General features: G+C 62.7%; 13 protein-coding genes and 1 pseudogene. 7 read left to right on the plus strand and 7 right to left on the minus strand.

Annotation, left to right across the window (positions count from 1 at the left end; genetic code table 11):
* Nucleotide 1: 1 nt before the first annotated feature.
* The 6 genes from mhpT to DIE15_RS02915 form a co-directional block, all read right to left on the minus strand.
* On the minus strand, nucleotides 2–1,222 hold the full coding sequence (gene mhpT / locus DIE15_RS02890; protein ID WP_124832315.1) for a 3-(3-hydroxy-phenyl)propionate transporter MhpT: 1,221 nt from the start codon (nucleotides 1,220–1,222) through the stop codon (nucleotides 2–4).
* 108 nt (nucleotides 1,223–1,330) lie between these two features.
* Nucleotides 1,331–2,344, minus strand: a complete 1,014-nt coding sequence (gene dmpG, locus DIE15_RS02895) for a 4-hydroxy-2-oxovalerate aldolase (protein ID WP_124832316.1) — start codon at nucleotides 2,342–2,344, stop codon at nucleotides 1,331–1,333.
* Nucleotides 2,345–2,356: 12 nt separating this feature from the next.
* Complete coding sequence (locus tag DIE15_RS02900) at nucleotides 2,357–3,304, minus strand: acetaldehyde dehydrogenase (acetylating) (RefSeq protein ID WP_124832317.1); 948 nt, start codon at nucleotides 3,302–3,304, stop codon at nucleotides 2,357–2,359.
* Nucleotides 3,305–3,312: 8 nt separating this feature from the next.
* Nucleotides 3,313–4,092, minus strand: coding sequence for a fumarylacetoacetate hydrolase family protein (locus DIE15_RS02905; RefSeq protein ID WP_124501126.1), 780 nt, complete (start codon nucleotides 4,090–4,092; stop codon nucleotides 3,313–3,315).
* Between the two features lie 4 nt (nucleotides 4,093–4,096).
* A complete protein-coding gene (locus tag DIE15_RS02910) occupies nucleotides 4,097–5,068 on the minus strand; it encodes a 3-carboxyethylcatechol 2,3-dioxygenase (RefSeq protein ID WP_124832318.1) in 972 nt (323 codons plus the stop codon).
* Nucleotide 5,069: 1 nt separating this feature from the next.
* The gene (locus tag DIE15_RS02915; RefSeq protein ID WP_124501124.1) at nucleotides 5,070–6,911 is read right to left on the minus strand and encodes a bifunctional 3-(3-hydroxy-phenyl)propionate/3-hydroxycinnamic acid hydroxylase; all 1,842 of its coding nucleotides are present in this window, start codon (nucleotides 6,909–6,911) and stop codon (nucleotides 5,070–5,072) included.
* A 246-nt stretch (nucleotides 6,912–7,157) separates the two neighbouring features.
* Here DIE15_RS02915 and DIE15_RS02920 point away from each other — a divergent pair, with 246 nt between their 5' ends.
* The 7 genes from DIE15_RS02920 (at nucleotide 7,158) to DIE15_RS02950 (ending at nucleotide 14,218) form a co-directional block, all read left to right on the plus strand.
* The gene (locus DIE15_RS02920; protein ID WP_124501123.1) at nucleotides 7,158–7,952 is read left to right on the plus strand and encodes a DNA-binding transcriptional regulator; all 795 of its coding nucleotides are present in this window, start codon (nucleotides 7,158–7,160) and stop codon (nucleotides 7,950–7,952) included.
* A 545-nt stretch (nucleotides 7,953–8,497) separates the two neighbouring features.
* The gene (locus DIE15_RS02925; protein ID WP_260426747.1) at nucleotides 8,498–9,511 is read left to right on the plus strand and encodes an ABC transporter substrate-binding protein; all 1,014 of its coding nucleotides are present in this window, start codon (nucleotides 8,498–8,500) and stop codon (nucleotides 9,509–9,511) included.
* Between the two features lie 714 nt (nucleotides 9,512–10,225).
* Nucleotides 10,226–10,645 carry a cupin domain-containing protein gene (locus tag DIE15_RS02930; protein WP_124501121.1) on the plus strand — a complete coding sequence of 140 codons (420 nt, stop codon included), beginning with the start codon at nucleotides 10,226–10,228 and terminating at the stop codon, nucleotides 10,643–10,645.
* A 206-nt stretch (nucleotides 10,646–10,851) separates the two neighbouring features.
* A complete protein-coding gene (locus DIE15_RS02935; RefSeq protein WP_124501120.1) occupies nucleotides 10,852–11,907 on the plus strand; it encodes an Ldh family oxidoreductase in 1,056 nt (351 codons plus the stop codon).
* Nucleotides 11,908–11,923: 16 nt separating this feature from the next.
* Nucleotides 11,924–12,226 carry a putative quinol monooxygenase gene (locus tag DIE15_RS02940; RefSeq protein ID WP_124832320.1) on the plus strand — a complete coding sequence of 101 codons (303 nt, stop codon included), beginning with the start codon at nucleotides 11,924–11,926 and terminating at the stop codon, nucleotides 12,224–12,226.
* Between the two features lie 57 nt (nucleotides 12,227–12,283).
* On the plus strand, nucleotides 12,284–13,675 hold the full coding sequence (locus tag DIE15_RS02945) for an aldehyde dehydrogenase family protein (RefSeq protein ID WP_124832321.1): 1,392 nt from the start codon (nucleotides 12,284–12,286) through the stop codon (nucleotides 13,673–13,675).
* A gap of 300 nt (nucleotides 13,676–13,975) precedes the next feature.
* Nucleotides 13,976–14,218 (plus strand): transposase, encoded by a 243-nt coding sequence (locus tag DIE15_RS02950; protein WP_221624156.1) that lies wholly within the window; start codon nucleotides 13,976–13,978, stop codon nucleotides 14,216–14,218.
* Between the two features lie 49 nt (nucleotides 14,219–14,267).
* On the opposite strand, the pseudogene DIE15_RS02955 reads toward DIE15_RS02950, so the two are convergent.
* Nucleotides 14,268–14,510, minus strand: a pseudogene (locus tag DIE15_RS02955) (transposase domain-containing protein); the annotation flags it as partial.
* Nucleotides 14,511–14,714 lie beyond the last annotated feature (204 nt).

Raw genomic sequence — 14,714 nt, forward strand, 5'->3', positions numbered from 1 at the left:
CTTACTCCGCTACCAGCGCCGGCGTGCCGGCCCGATCCCTTGCGACGACCGTCAGCGCGGCCAACGCCGCGACGGCGACGAGCGGAATACTCGACGCCATCAGCATCGTCGTGCTCTCGCCGTGCGCCAGCAGTTGTCCGGCGACGAACGGCCCGAGAATCGAGCCGAACCGCCCGACCGCGACAGCCGCGCCGACGCCCGTGCCGCGCATGCGCGTCGGATAGATCGCGCTTGCGAGCGCATACAGCACCGACTGCCCGCCGACCAGGAACATCCCGCACAGCAGCCCGCCGGCGGCGAGCCACGCGGCATCCTTTGCGCCGGTCAACACCGCGAGCGCGCACGCGATGCCGACGTACATACCGACCACCGTGCGACGCCGGCCGATCCGATCCATCAGGCTCGCGATGCCGATCGCACCGATCCCGCCACCGACGTTGAACATCACCTGCACGAAGCTTGACTGCGCATGCGTGAGGCCACGCGTCATCACCATCGACGGCAGCCAGTTGAGCAGGAAGTACAGCACGACGAGCGTCCCGAGATAGCTCACCCACAGCGCGGCCGTCGTCGCAGCGCGGCGTTCGCCCCACAACGCGCGCGCGATTGGCGTGTCCGCCGCGTTCGCGCGCGTCGCGACGAATTGCACGGACTCGTTCAGCCACAGCGCGAGCATCGGCAGCACCAGCAGCGGCCCGATTCCACCAACGTAGAACACGTGCCGCCACCCGGCAGGATCGGTGCTGACGACGCCGATCGCGGCGCCGATCGCTGCACCGAACGGCATTCCACAGTACATCGCGCCGACCGCGGTGCTGCGCTGCTGCGGCAGTGCCGCTTCGGAGCACAGCGCGATCAGGTTCGGCATTGCCGCGCCGAGCCCGAGGCCTGTCAGGAAGCGCGCGGCGAGCAGGCTTTCGAAGTTCCACACGCGCGTGGTCGCCAGCGAAAAGATGCCGAACAGCGCGACCGATAGCATCAGCACGCGCCTGCGGCCGAGCCGGTCCGCAAGCCGCCCGCCGAGCGCCGCGCCGGGCAGCAAACCGAGCGCGCCGATGCCGAACGCCCAACCCATCTGTGCGGCGCCCAGTGCGAATTCATGCGCCATCCTTGGCGCGGCGATGCCGGCCGATTGCAGGTCCAGTCCTTCCAGGAATGCAACGAGCAGGCATAAGCCGATCGTGCGTGCGCCGCCAGCGCGGCTGTGTTCCGGCGTGTTCATGAAAAGTCTCCAATAGGAAGTTGCATCGCTCTTTGCGGCGATGTCGATGAAGATGCGGCGCTCGAACTTGCCCTGCGAAGAGCCGCGCCGCGTTAGCCCTTCGCGGCGTCAGCAGTGCGCGCGCTTAAGGTCGAGCGCGACGTCGACGATCATGTCCTCCTGCCCGCCGACCATCCGGCGGCGGCCGAGCTCGACGAGGATGTCGACCGTCTTCAGCCCGTACTTGTTCGCGGCCGCTTCCGAATGGCGCAGGAAGCTCGAATACACGCCCGCATAGCCGAGCGCGAGCGTCTCGCGGTCCACGCGCACCGGACGATCCTGCAGCGGGCGCACGATGTCGTCGGCCCCGTCCATCAGCGTGTAGAGATCCGTGCCGTGGTTCCAGCCGAGACGCCCGGCCGCCGCGATGAACACTTCGAGCGGCGCGTTGCCGGCGCCGGCGCCCATGCCGGCGAGGCTCGCGTCGATCCGGTCGCAGCCTTCCTCGACAGCAACGATCGAGTTCGCGACGCCGAGGCTCAGGTTGTGATGCGCGTGAATACCCGTCTGCGTCTCGGGCTTCAGCATGGCCTTGAGCGCACGGAAGCGATCGCGCACGTCGTTCATGTTGAGCGCGCCGCCCGAATCGACGACGTAGATGCAGGTCGCACCATAGCTTTCCATCTTCTGCGCCTCGACGGCAAGGTTCTCCGGCGTAGTCATGTGGCTCATCATCAGGAAACCGACCGTGTCCATGCCGAGCGCGCGCGCGTGCTCGATGTGCTGCTTCGAGATGTCCGCTTCCGTGCAGTGCGTCGCGACGCGCACGACGCGTGCGCCCGCGTCGTACGCGGCCGTCAGGTCGTGGATCGTGCCGATGCCCGGCAGCAGCAGCGTCGCGATCTTCGCGTGCTCGACGACGTCCGCCACCGCCTCGATCCATTCGAGATCGCTGTGCGCACCGAAGCCGTAGTTGAAGCTCGATCCCTGCAGGCCGTCGCCGTGCGCGACCTCGATCGAATCGACCCTGGCCCTGTCCAGCGCCCGCGCGATGTCTTGTACGTTGCGGATCGAGTATTGATGGCGAATCGCGTGGCTGCCGTCGCGCAGCGTCACGTCGGAGATGTAGAGTTTCTTGCTCATCGGGAAACTTCCTTAAGCGTTCACGCGTTGCATCGATTGCGCGATACGCTCGGCAGTCGCGAGCGCCGCGGACGTCATGATGTCGAGGTTGCCGGCGTACGCGGGTAGATAGTGCGCGGCACCTTCGACCTCGAGAAAGATCGACGTCTTCAGCCCGCTCACGCGGCCGAGGCCCGGGATGTTCAACGGCGCGGACGCGGGAATCTCGTCGAACTGCACGGCCTGCTTCAGCCGGTAGCCGGGCACATACGCCTGCACCGCGCGCGCCATCGCTTCGACCGACGCGGCGATCTTCTCGTGATCGGCTGGCTCCGACAGCACATACACGGTGTCGCGCATCATCACCGGCGGCACGGCCGGGTTCAGGATGATCATCGCCTTGCCATGCGCGGCGCCGCCGACCACCCCGATCGCCTTCGACGTCGTCTCGGTGAATTCGTCGATGTTGGCGCGCGTGCCGGGCCCGGCTGACTTGCTGCTGATCGACGCGACGATCTCCGCATAATGTGCCTTCGCGACGCGCGACACGGCCGCGACCATCGGAATCGTTGCCTGGCCGCCGCAGGTGACCATGTTCACGTTCGGCGCGTCGAGATGCGCGTCGAGGTTCACGACCGGCACGCAGTACGGACCGATCGCCGCGGGCGTCAGGTCGATGCAGCGGATGCCTGGCTTCAGCGTGCGCAGGAACGCATCGTTCTTCACGTGTGCGCCGGCCGACGTCGCGTCGAACACGAAGTCGATGTCGTCGAATTCGGGCAGCCGCGCGAGGCCTTCGACACCTTCGGGTGTCGTCGCGACGCCTAGGCGCGCCGCGCGCGCGAGGCCGTCCGAGGCCGGATCGATGCCGACCATCGCGGCAACTTCGAGATGCTTCGCATGCCGCATGATCTTCATCATAAGGTCAGTGCCGATGTTGCCCGAACCGATGATCGCGGCCTTGAGTTTCTGAACGCTCATGGAAATACTCATTCGTTGAAAGTGGCGCGCACGCTGCCGAGACCGGCGATCTGCGCGGTGAACGTGCCAGGGCGCGTGACCGCGACCATCGGGCCAAGGGCGCCTGTCAAGATCACGTCGCCCGCCCGCAGCGGCGTGCCGTGCCGCACCATCCGGTCGGCAAGCCACGCGGCCGCGTTCAGTGGATTGCCAAGGCACGCGGTGCCGCTGCCGCGCGACAGCACTTCGCCGTTCGACGCGAGCGTCATCTCGCAGCCGGCAAGATCGACGTCCTTCAGCAGCACGGGCCGGCTGCCGAGCACGAACAGCGCGCTCGACGCGTTGTCAGCGACGGTGTCCACGAAGCGGATGTTCCAGCCCGCGATGCGGCTGTCGACGACTTCGATCGCCGCAAGCGCGTACGCGGTCGCGCGCTGCAGTTCGGCGAACGTGTGCTTCTCGTGCACGAGGTCGTGCTCGAGCACGAGTGCGATTTCCGCTTCGACCTTCGGCTGGATCCGCTGCGACAGGCTCATCGGTTCGGCGTCGCCGTATGCCATCGACGCGAACAGCGTGCCGAAGTCCGGCTGGTCGACGCCGAGCTGCTGCTGCACCGCGAGCGAGGTCAGGCCGATCTTGCGGCCGACCACGCGTTCGCGCCGCAGCGCCGCATTGGCCTGCTGGATCGCGTAGGCGTCTTCGGCGTTCTGCTCGCCGATTTCCATGCGCAGCGGTTTGATTGGCGCGCGTTCGCGTTCGGCGGCGCGCAGGCGAGCGGCCAGCGCGTCGATATGTTGCGGGGTCAGCATGTCGTCACTCCTTGTCTGTCGATCGCGGCGCGGACTCACCCGCAGACCAGCCGTGCATGGCGGCGAAGCCCGCGATCCATTCGGGAATCGGGCGGTAGAAATCCCGCACCGCGTGATACGGGCCCGCGGCCGCCAGCGCCGCGAACGCGGCGACCCACGCGCGGATCTCGTGCGCAGACTTGCCGCCGTCGCGCGTGATCGCATCGTTAGTCATCCCGTCGACGGCTTTCAGGTCGCCGCTTGCGAGCACGTCGAGAAACGCCTGGTCCCATCCGGGATTGAGCGCGTGCAGCGGGCTGTCGCCGGCCGCGAACGTGCGCGCCGCCGCGATCGTGCGCGCCTGGCGCGCGGCGCGCGCATCGGCGTCCGGATTGCGTCCGGCGATCAGCCGCTCGGCCAGTTCCGGGCTCGCGGTCGCGAGTTCCGGCACCGGCGGCTCGTGCGAGATGCCGCCGGAGCCGACCACCAAGACTCGGCGGCCCGAGCGCGCGACGAAGCGGCCGATCGCGTCGCCGAGCAGCCGCGCGCGGCGCAGCGTCGCCATCGGCGCAGCGACAGAGTTCAGGAACACGGGAATCACCGGGTAGCGGTCGAGGTCGCCCGTCAGCACTTCGAGCGCCTGCGCGAAGCCGTGATCGATTTGCATCCGGTACGACATCGACACGTCGACATCGCTGTCGAGCACGGCCTCGACCAGTTCGCGGGCGAACGTGGCTGGCACGTTCAGCGGGCCCGCGAGGCTCCGGTAGTCACCGATCGATTCCGCCGCGATGCCGATGCAGAACGGCGGCATCAGGTCGTAGAAAAAGCCGTTGTAATGGTCGGGCGCGAACAGCACGATGCATTCGGGATCGAACACTTCGACGCGCGCACGGGCCGCGGCCTGCACGCGCTCGACTTCGGCCACCACGTCCGGCGCCGGATCGAAATAGCCTTGCAGCGGCGTATGGGACAGGCATTCGAGTTGGATCGGCATGTCACGCTCCAGCCGGTTGCGCGGCAGCCTCGTGCGCGAACGCATCGGCCTGTGGGGGGCGTGCGGCGGACACTGTATCCGTGAGCTGCAGCAGCGCGGCGAGCGCGACGATCGCGTCCGACGCTTCCTGCGGCGCGCACACGCCCGCGACGAAACGATCCGGCCGCAGCAGCACAACCGACTGAGGAATCCGGCTGAACCAGTCTTTCAGCCGGCCCGTCGTATCGCCGATCGCGATCACGCCGTCAGGCACGTCGGCCACATAGTCGAGTTGCACGTCGGGCTTCGCCAGGACGAAGCACGCGCCGAGTCGCTCCCACACCGTGCGGGCCGCGTCGGTCAGCCCGAAGGTCGGGTCGCTGCCCCAACCGATCACCGCGAAGCGGTTGCCGATCGCGTCGTCGAGCCGCACCGTGCGGCCGTCGGCCGTGCGCACGCGCGGCTGGATGAACATCCGGCCGACCGGTGACTGGCCGAACGCATCGCGGCCATACACGAGCTGCCCCAGCCACGAACTACGCTTCTGGCTCATCAGGCCGAGCAGGCGCCCCGGCGCGGTGCCGCCCGCGCAGTCGAGCAGCCGGGCCAGCACGCCGCCGTCGCGTGTGCACTGCGGCAGCATCACAACGCCGGCTTCGTAGCGCGGCATAGGCTTGAAGCGCATCTCGACGAAATAGCGTTTCGCGGCCGGAATCAAACCGAGCGCGCGCACGAACCCGTCGCGCACGACACGGCCGACGCGCGTCGTCGGCGCGAAAATGTCGCCGGCGACTTCCGACAGATGAATCATCGAGCGCGCATGGTCGCGCCGCTCGAGCGTATAGCTCGCGAGCAGCTCGGGCCGCGCGAGCCCCTTCGCGACCATTGCGAGCTTCCAGCCGAGATTGCTCGCATCGCGAATCCCGCTGTTGTAGCCCTGCCCCTGCCAAACCGGCATGATGTGCGCGGCGTCGCCCGCGAGCAGCACGCGGCCGACATCGAAGCGGCGCGCGAGCCGCGCGTTGTGCGTATAGACGCGCTTGCGTATGTAGTCGACCTTGTCCGGATCGGCGACCACCTTGCGGATCAGCGCGGCAAGGTTTTCAGGCCGCGACAGCTGCTCCTCGGTTTCGCCGGGCATCACCATGAATTCGAAGCGGCGGATCCCATGTGGCAGCGCGGCCGACACGTAAGGTCGCCGCCAGTCGCAATGCAGGTACACGTGCGGCGAGCCGAGCGGATCGTTGCGCACGTCGACGACGATCCACTGGTTTGGCTTCGTGCGCCCTTCGAACGATACGTTGAGTGCGCGGCGCACGAAGCTGTTGCCGCCGTCCGCGCCGACCATGTACCCAGCACGCACGATCTTCTTCTCGCCTTGGGCGTCAACTATCTCAATCGTCACGCCGTCGCAGTCCTGGGCAAACGAGTCGACGGTGTGCCCAAATAGCACGCCTACGTGCGCGAATCGCGTCAGTCCATCGAACAGCACACGGTCTGCCAGCGGCTGGATGAATGCGTTGCGGCGCGACCAGCCAAATTCGTCGGTCCGAGGCTCGATGGACGCGAAGCAGCGGCCGCTACCAGCGACAAAGCGCATCCAGTGGTCGGGGGTCGTGTGTGGTAGCAGCGCGTCAGCGAGACCTACGGTCTGGAATACCCGAAGCGCTTCGTCATCGAGGCCGATCGCGCGGGGATAGTCGATAATCTGCTCGAGTTTCTCGATGATGATCGTTCCGACGCCTTGCTGTCCCAGCAGGTTGGCGATCATCAGGCCGACCGGGCCGGCGCCAACGATGGCGACGTCCGTTGCGATGACATGCGGGCTGCCCGACGCGGGCACAGCCTCATATTGGGCGGGCATCTATGTCTCCTGCAATGCTGTTTTAAGTGCTGCGCGGCCGGCTGCCGCGCGTCTCCACCATCGGACCGGCGCCAACGCGGCAAGCTCTGCTACGATGGACGAGTCTTCGCCGACGCCATCCACCGGGCCCTCTCTGCCGCCCATGCCTCCGGTTTCAAACAAAGTCTAAGGAGCGCGATATCGCGCCTCAACAATTTGAGTGGAATGTGCACTGGATGCACGCCATTGATTTAAAAGGACTTTATCGTGTCGAGATACACCAGCGTACGCGGCCTCGCGCGTGGCCTGCAGGTGCTGCGCGCGCTAAACGGGATGGAGAATGGCCGCGCGACTAGCCAGCAAATCAGCGATGCCACCGGGTTGCACAGAACTACGGTGCGGCGGCTCTTGGAAACTTTGGTCGAAGAAGGATGCGTGCGCCGTAGCCCGTCCGACGACAGCTTCAGGCTAGTGCTCGGCGTACGCTCGCTGAGCGAAGGTTTTACGGACGACGAATGGATTTCAACGGTAGCGCCGCCAGTGATGGCGCAACTAACACAACGTGTCGTCTGGCCGTCTGATTTGACGACACCCGATGGCGACGCGATGATCATTCGCGAAACCACGCACCGATTCAGTCCGCTGTCATTTCACCGATCGATGGTCGGGCGCCGGCTCCCGATGCTGTTGACCGCGGCTGGCCGCGCATATTTTGCTGCCTGTCCCGATGCCGAGCGAGCGGGCATCCTCGCACTGTTGCGAACCAATGCTGGCGATGAAGAGCAGCGCCGCCTCGCATTCGATGACGCGTATGTCGCGAATCTGATCCGCCAGACTCGCGCGGACGGATTTGGCATCAATGCGGGCGACTGGGGTGCCCAAAAAAAGATCGGCGCTATCGCTGTGGCCATCTCCGCGCGCGGGCACGTGCTCGGCAGCCTGAACGTGATCTATTTATCGAAGGCGATAACACCAGCCGAAGCAATTCGGCGTTTCGTACCCGAACTCAAGGTGGCTGCTCGAGAAATCGTCACTGCCCTTGAGGGCGCCGACGCAGGCTAAGATTGGGATTGCCGCCCCTTTGTTGCCATTGTCGGCTATAGCAGCCAGCGGACATAGGCGGGCCTTGGCGCCCACACCTTATTGAGTTCCATTTGGATCGATCGTTCGCAAACTCGTCTGGCATGCTGCGGCATGGCTATGACGAAGTGCTATGAACTCAAGTCGATCAGGCTCAGGGTATTCCCCGGGCGCCGATCGGTTTACTTATTGCGTTTCGTAGCCATAGAATGCACCATCGTGTCACATTAAGTTCGGTCCTCCGCCTTAAGTCACGCTACTGCCGTCCGTCAAATAGACAAAGCCAGCAAACAACAACGGACGCTTCAGCGTGCGCGTGTACTCGGCGAAGGACTGAGATCGATTTGGGATATACGAAGGCACATTCCAGTGATCCAACCAAACTATAGTAGTACCAACGCCAGTACATAATCCAACGCCAGTCCGTTCAAGGTTACGAAAATTTCCTTCCATTTAATTCGGACTACGATTATCTATAGATTCCAAAAAACACTGGCTCAAAGTGCGAGCCAGCAAGGAGACAAGTCGTGCAAAGAACCGTTCGGAAAATTGCAGGGGCTGCATCGATCTTGCTTTCTCTATGCGCAGTGAATGCCATCGCCGCAGAGAAGATCACAATTATCGTTGGCGGTATCAATAAGCTTATCTATCTACCCGCTAAACTGACTGAATCTCTGGGCTACTTTCGCGATGAAGGCCTGGATGTCGACCTGCAATCGCAGCAAGCTGGCGTAGACGCAGAAAACGAGCTCGTCGCCGGCGCAGCGCAGGCGGTCGTCGGCTTCTACGATCACTCGATTGATCTCCAAGCCAAGGGGAAAGAGATCGAGAGCATTGTGCTCTTCGGCCTCGTACCAGGCAGCATGGAGATGGTTCGCAGCGACATGGCGACACAGATTCGGAACATGGGGGACCTCAGGGGCAAGACACTCGGCGTTACCGGACTCGGTTCATCGTCAGCCTTCATCGGGCACTTCCTCGCGGCAAGGTATGGTTTGAAGATGTCGGATTATTCAACGCTGCCGGTAGGTGCGGGCAATGCCTTGCTTGCGGCGGTAAAGCAACGTCGAGTCGAGGTTGTATGGAGCACGGAACCCACGACTTCATTGCTGCGCGCGACCGGGGACGCACAGGTGCTTGTCGATTTGAGCAGCGTCGACGGCACGAAGGCGGCTCTTGGTGGCTTGTACCCGGCATCGAGCCTCTACGTCCAACGTACATGGGCCGATAGCCATCGGGATGACGCACAGAAGCTTGCGCGGGCGTTTGTCCGGACGCTTCGCTTCATCCAGACCCACTCGGCGGAAGAGATTGCGAACAAGATGCCCGCTGACTACTACGGCGGCAGCAAGAGCCTTTACGTGAAGGCCCTTCAAGCATCGATGCCGATGTATTCGCCGGACGGAAAAATGCCTGCCGGCGGACCCGAAACCGTCCTGAAGGTATTGAGCGAGTTCAATCCGAACATCAAGGGGCGACACATCGATCTCTCCAGAACGTTCACCAACGACTTCGTCAATCGGGCGCAAGCACCTCGCTGATTCCCCACTTCTCTAGGCCCGTAAGGTAGCAATTGATTCAGCCCAGGAGGATGCAAAGTACTTCCAGTATTCGCTCGGCCTGGGCTAGTTCCTTTCGAAGCGTACCGACGTATATGCCGTCGCCATATATCAACCACGCATCCGGAGTCGGCTCGACTGGCAATGCAGTTGTGTCCGAGATCAACACCCAATCGGCCTCGGGCAACAGCAACCAACTGCTCGCTCGCATCGGCATTCGCCCCAGGTTCTGATCGGCTCGATGATTAATCCACCTCGCTGGCGCGGAAACGCCAGCGAGTGGCGCACTCGACGATACATGCTCTACCGACGCACCGCACTCGCCGGAAGCCGTGACAGGAGGAGCGGGAGTTCCAGCGCCAGCCTACAAAAATGGGCGAATCATATGATCGCACCTGTCCCACCGTCCTGCAGCAGATCGCACCACATTGAACGCGAAGGCATCCGATAGCAAATGCGACCATGTCCTTCAAACCTGTAAGGAACAGCGTTCGAGACGGTGTAAACACTGAGCAGTCGCACATCCGATTGCGTTTTATGATCATAAAACGCTATACTCAAATCTCACGACGGGCTTCGTGCTAGCCCCCTATCGGAAAGCGGCGTCATGTGGGGCGCGCACTGGATGCCCGTCTCCCCATATCAACCTTGGCGTCGGCATACGCGGCGCCCCCATTTTTTGATCGGAGAGGCAGCATGACCATGAAGACCCCCTCGGGCGCGGCCCTTCTCAAGCCGGAAACCCTGCTGACGCATGAGCGCGGCGGCGGCGCCCGCACAACGCCCCTCGTGTCGCGCGACCTGGGCACGACAAGCTTCATCACGGGATACACCTCGTTTGATCCGGGCGTGGAGATCCCCTTCCATAGCCACAACTGCCAGGAAAGCGTGGTCCTCATGGAGGGTGATGCAATTCTCGACATCGATGGTCTGGAGTACCAGTTGAAACCTCACGACGTCACGTTCATTCCGCCCAACGTCAATCACCGCTTCCGCAACCTCTCGAAAACGAATCCGATGAAGATTCTCTGGATTTACGCCACACCGGAAGCGACCCGCACGCTGACGGCCACGGGCCAGACGAATCCGGTCTCTGCGGAGCATGGTAAGCACTGATCGAGTGCCTCGAGATAACCGAGTCCAGGCTCGATAGTCACCCGTTGCGTCGTGCGTCGTGAATTCTCGAACCTGTTCATTTCTGCACCGCTATACGACGCGTCGCGGCTTGCTGGGCACCAATTGGCGCTCCCAGGCACGCGACAGCGACTCCCCCTCGGGTCCAGCATTGCCACCTAGATTGTCGGCATCATCAGGAGATTCAAATGCCATTCACCGTTCAAGCAGAAGAGCTCACCGCATTTGGTACGGCAATTCTGGAAACCTTGGGCGTTCCTCGACAAGACGCGCACCTGCTGGCCGACAGTCTAGTCACGGCGGAGCTTTGGGGTCACTCTTCTCACGGGATGTTGCGCCTTCCCTGGTACGTTGGGCGCCTTCGCACCGGCGTAATGACCGCCGTGACCGCACCTGAGAAAGTGCTTGATGGCGGTGCTGTCTCGATTCTCGATGGGCGTCACGGCATCGGTCAGGTGCTGACGGCGTCGGCCATACAACTCGGTATCGAGCGTGCGAGCCAATACGGTATTAGTGCAGTCGGCATACGCAATTCGAACCATTTCGGCACGGCCGCGTATTTCACGCGCGAATCCGCCAAGGCGGGGTGTGTTGCATTCCTCGCAACCAATGCCAGTCCTGCGATGGCGCCATGGGGAGGCCGCGAAAAAAGCGTCGGCACCAATCCGTGGTCGATCGCTGCACCGGGAGGCCGCCGTGGCGTCGCGGTGATGGATATCGCCAATACCGCGGTCGCTCGGGGCAAAATCTACCTCGCCGCGGAGCGAGGAGTGCCAATCCCCGACAACTGGGCTGCCGACGAGCAGGGTGTTCCGACGACCGACGCCAGCAAGGCGATTCACGGCCTCATATTGCCGATGGCCGGGCATAAAGGGTACGTCATTTCGTTCATGATGGACGTGCTTGCTGGCGTTCTTACCGGTAGCCACTTCGGGTCAAACGTCGTTGGTCCATACGACGCCACGAAGCCAAGCGGCTGCGGCCATTTGCTGATCACGATCGACATCAAGTCGATGATGCCGGTCGCAGAATTTGAACGTCGCATGGAGACCCTGATCGATGAGATCAAGGACGTGCCGAAAGCCCATGGCGTAGAAGAAATCTTCTTCCCGGGCGAGCTTGAGGACCGCAACACCGAGAAACTGCGTGAGACCGGAATCACGCTTGCGGACAATACTTGGCAAAGCATGAGCAAACTCGCCGAAGAAACTGGCACCCCACTGCCCATTTCCGCGCACGCTTAACACCCAGGAGCATTGAATGATCGCGCTTATCGTTTCCCTGAAGGTCCATCCGGAACGCCTCGAAGACTTTCTCGACGCCATCAAGGAGAACGCGACTCGCACGTTCTCCGACGAGGCCGGCTGCAAGTATTTCGACGTGACGCAGGACATCAAGGATCCTCTCCATTTCATGTTCTACGAACTTTACGAAGACGACGCGGCAATTGACGCACACCGAGCCGCACCGCATTTCGCCAAGTGGCGCGAAGCAGCCGACCGATGCGTGGTGAAGGGCAGCCAGATCAACACGCTGTGCACCCAACTCTTCCACCACGCTTAATCTGCTGCCGCGTGCAAGCAATGCGTGCGGTCATAGAAGAATTTGAAGGATCAAGTCATGACACTCGAAATCACTACCGTTAATCCAGTCAACGGCGAGGCGCTCGAAACCTATCAAAGCTGGAGCGCCGAACGCATTGACGATGCTGTGGCAGCTGGCCGTGCCGCGGCCCAGTCTTGGGGCAAAGCACCGCTCGCTCAACGCGTCGCTGCCGTCCGGCGGCTCGCCGAGGAACTCCGACGCCAAAGCGCTTCACTTAGCCAACTCGTAACCATCGAGATGGGCAAAATCGCGGCGGAAGCTGCGGGCGAAGTAGAGAAATCCGCCGTTACTGCGCTCTACTACGCTGACAATGCGGAACGCATTCTCTGCGACGAACAAGTCAACATCGAGGGAGTCGACGCGTGGGTGAGCTACGAACCCATCGGCCTCATACTGGCAGTCATGCCGTGGAATTTCCCCGTATGGCAAGTCATGCGCTTCGCGATCCCGTCGCTGACCGCTGGAAACGGTGTGGTCCTCAAGCACTCGCCGAACGTAACAGGTTGTGCGTTGGCCCTCGAACAGCTTTTCGTCGACGCTGGATTTCCGAAGAATCTCGTCACCACCTTGGTCGTCGCCGAACCAAACGTTCCCCAGGTCATTGACACCCTTATTCGTGACGACCGCATCGCTGCTGTGACCCTGACCGGCTCGAACCGCGCTGGAGCCGCCGTCGGCGCCGCGGCGGGGCGCGAATCCAAGCGGTCGGTACTTGAGCTCGGCGGCTCTGACGCATTCGTCATACTCGATGATGCAGACGTCCCGCGGGCGGTCGAGGCGGCTGTCAAGGCTCGTTTCAACAACGCCGGCCAGAGCTGCGTGTGCGCAAAACGCTTCATCGTTTCGGAGGCGATTGCCGAGACCTTCACCGAGCAGTTCGTGAAAAAGGTTGACGCCATCGTAGTCGGCGACCCAACCGACTCGGGCACCCACATGGGGCCCCTCGCTCGAGCAGATCTGCGAGATGCGCTCGATAGCCAAGTCAAGCGTTCGCTCGAAGCGGGCGCGAAGTTGCTTACCGGCGGCAAGGCAATCGACGGCCCGGGATTTTTTTACGCGCCCACGGTCATTGGTAACACTGCACCAGGCGTCGCGGCGTTCGATGAAGAAACCTTCGGCCCGCTCGCCGTTATTGCTGTCGCTAAGGACGATGGCGATGCAATCCGTTTGGCCGACGCGACCAATTTCGGTCTGTCGATCAGCATCTGGTCGGCGTCGACAGATCGGGCGCTCGCTATTGCCAAGGGTGTTACGACCGGCGCAGCGTTCATCAATGCGATGACAGCATCCGACGCCCGCGTACCGTTCGGTGGAACGAAGAAGTCTGGGTATGGCCGAGAACTTGCAACGGCGGGTATTCGCGAGTTTACGAATACCCGAACCTTCTGGACGGTCCGGCCCAAGTAAGCCGCGCGTCGTCTCAAAGAATCCCTGCCGACGAGGCAGGGATCCTTCCATTTCCCTCAATACGACCCTCGATCCGTCCCGTTCCATCACCTGACGCTGCGCATTCGCGTATGCGGTCTTCAAATCCCCGTGTCGCTCTGCGATTGCCTTCACGGCCCCTCTCAAAGAAAAGTTCATACGTTCGACTTTCGAAGTCCGACGGGCTTGACCGTACGTACGAAGTAAGCGGCCGGGCAACCCATCTTGAAGTTCGGTAGAGCTCTTGGGAGTATCGTGTCCACCTCACGAATAAGCGGACACGTGAACACTATCGTCGAAGAAGGAATGCGCTCTGAACGCCGCCGGCGGCGACGCTACAACGAGGAATTCAAGGCCAGAGTCGTAGCTGCCTGCCACGGTACCGGAGTATCGGTCGCAGCAGTTGCGCTGGAGCACAGGCTCAACGCGAATCTGCTGCGACGCTGGATCAATCAAGCAGAAGGCAGGCTTCCGAAAGGCCTGCCCGGCCGTCCGGCAGATTTGCAACCGACAGCTGCACTGTAAGCACTCGCCCAGCACCGTAGCGTAGGTCGTTGACGACGGGAGCGTGATGCTATCGGATGGGTTCGACGTGGGCAGTAGACGGCAGCGCCGACGCCGCGTTCCACGGCAACAACTCGTCGATGCGGTTGATCGGATGGTCAGCGATACGCTCGAGCACGTAGGCGAGATACGCCTCCGGATCGAGGCCGTTCAGGCGCGCCGTGCCGATCAGGCTATACATCGCGGCGGCCCGTTCACCACCGGAGTCGGCGCCGACGAACAAGTAGTCGCGCCTCCCGATCGCAAGTTCGCGTTCATTCTGCCCATATCGGTCAGGAAGTCGAAGTCCATTATCGTTGGCATCCTCTGTATGGTCGACGCGTCAAGGTTCGAGACGTCGAGCAACGCAGCGGTGGCGTGGTGCATGTCGAAGCCGACGCCGACGCCGGCGTAGTCAGGGTGGTAGCGGCGTGGATGCTGGATCGCGCCATGTGTTCAGCCATGGGGCTCGGCGAGC

It is taken from the genome of Burkholderia sp. Bp9031, assembly GCF_003857965.1.
Lineage (GTDB): Bacteria > Pseudomonadota > Gammaproteobacteria > Burkholderiales > Burkholderiaceae > Burkholderia > Burkholderia ambifaria_A.

Coding starts and splice junctions, on each gene's coding strand:
- mhpT (WP_124832315.1), bottom strand. CDS start 1,222: ATGAACACGCCGGAACACAGCCGCGCTGGCGGCGCACGCACGATCGGC.
- dmpG (WP_124832316.1), bottom strand. CDS start 2,344: ATGAGCAAGAAACTCTACATCTCCGACGTGACGCTGCGCGACGGCAGC.
- DIE15_RS02900 (WP_124832317.1), bottom strand. CDS start 3,304: ATGAGCGTTCAGAAACTCAAGGCCGCGATCATCGGTTCGGGCAACATC.
- DIE15_RS02905 (WP_124501126.1), bottom strand. CDS start 4,092: ATGCTGACCCCGCAACATATCGACGCGCTGGCCGCTCGCCTGCGCGCC.
- DIE15_RS02910 (WP_124832318.1), bottom strand. CDS start 5,068: ATGCCGATCCAACTCGAATGCCTGTCCCATACGCCGCTGCAAGGCTAT.
- DIE15_RS02915 (WP_124501124.1), bottom strand. CDS start 6,911: ATGCCCGCCCAATATGAGGCTGTGCCCGCGTCGGGCAGCCCGCATGTC.
- DIE15_RS02930 (WP_124501121.1), top strand. CDS start 10,226: ATGACCATGAAGACCCCCTCGGGCGCGGCCCTTCTCAAGCCGGAAACC.
- DIE15_RS02935 (WP_124501120.1), top strand. CDS start 10,852: ATGCCATTCACCGTTCAAGCAGAAGAGCTCACCGCATTTGGTACGGCA.
- DIE15_RS02940 (WP_124832320.1), top strand. CDS start 11,924: ATGATCGCGCTTATCGTTTCCCTGAAGGTCCATCCGGAACGCCTCGAA.
- DIE15_RS02945 (WP_124832321.1), top strand. CDS start 12,284: ATGACACTCGAAATCACTACCGTTAATCCAGTCAACGGCGAGGCGCTC.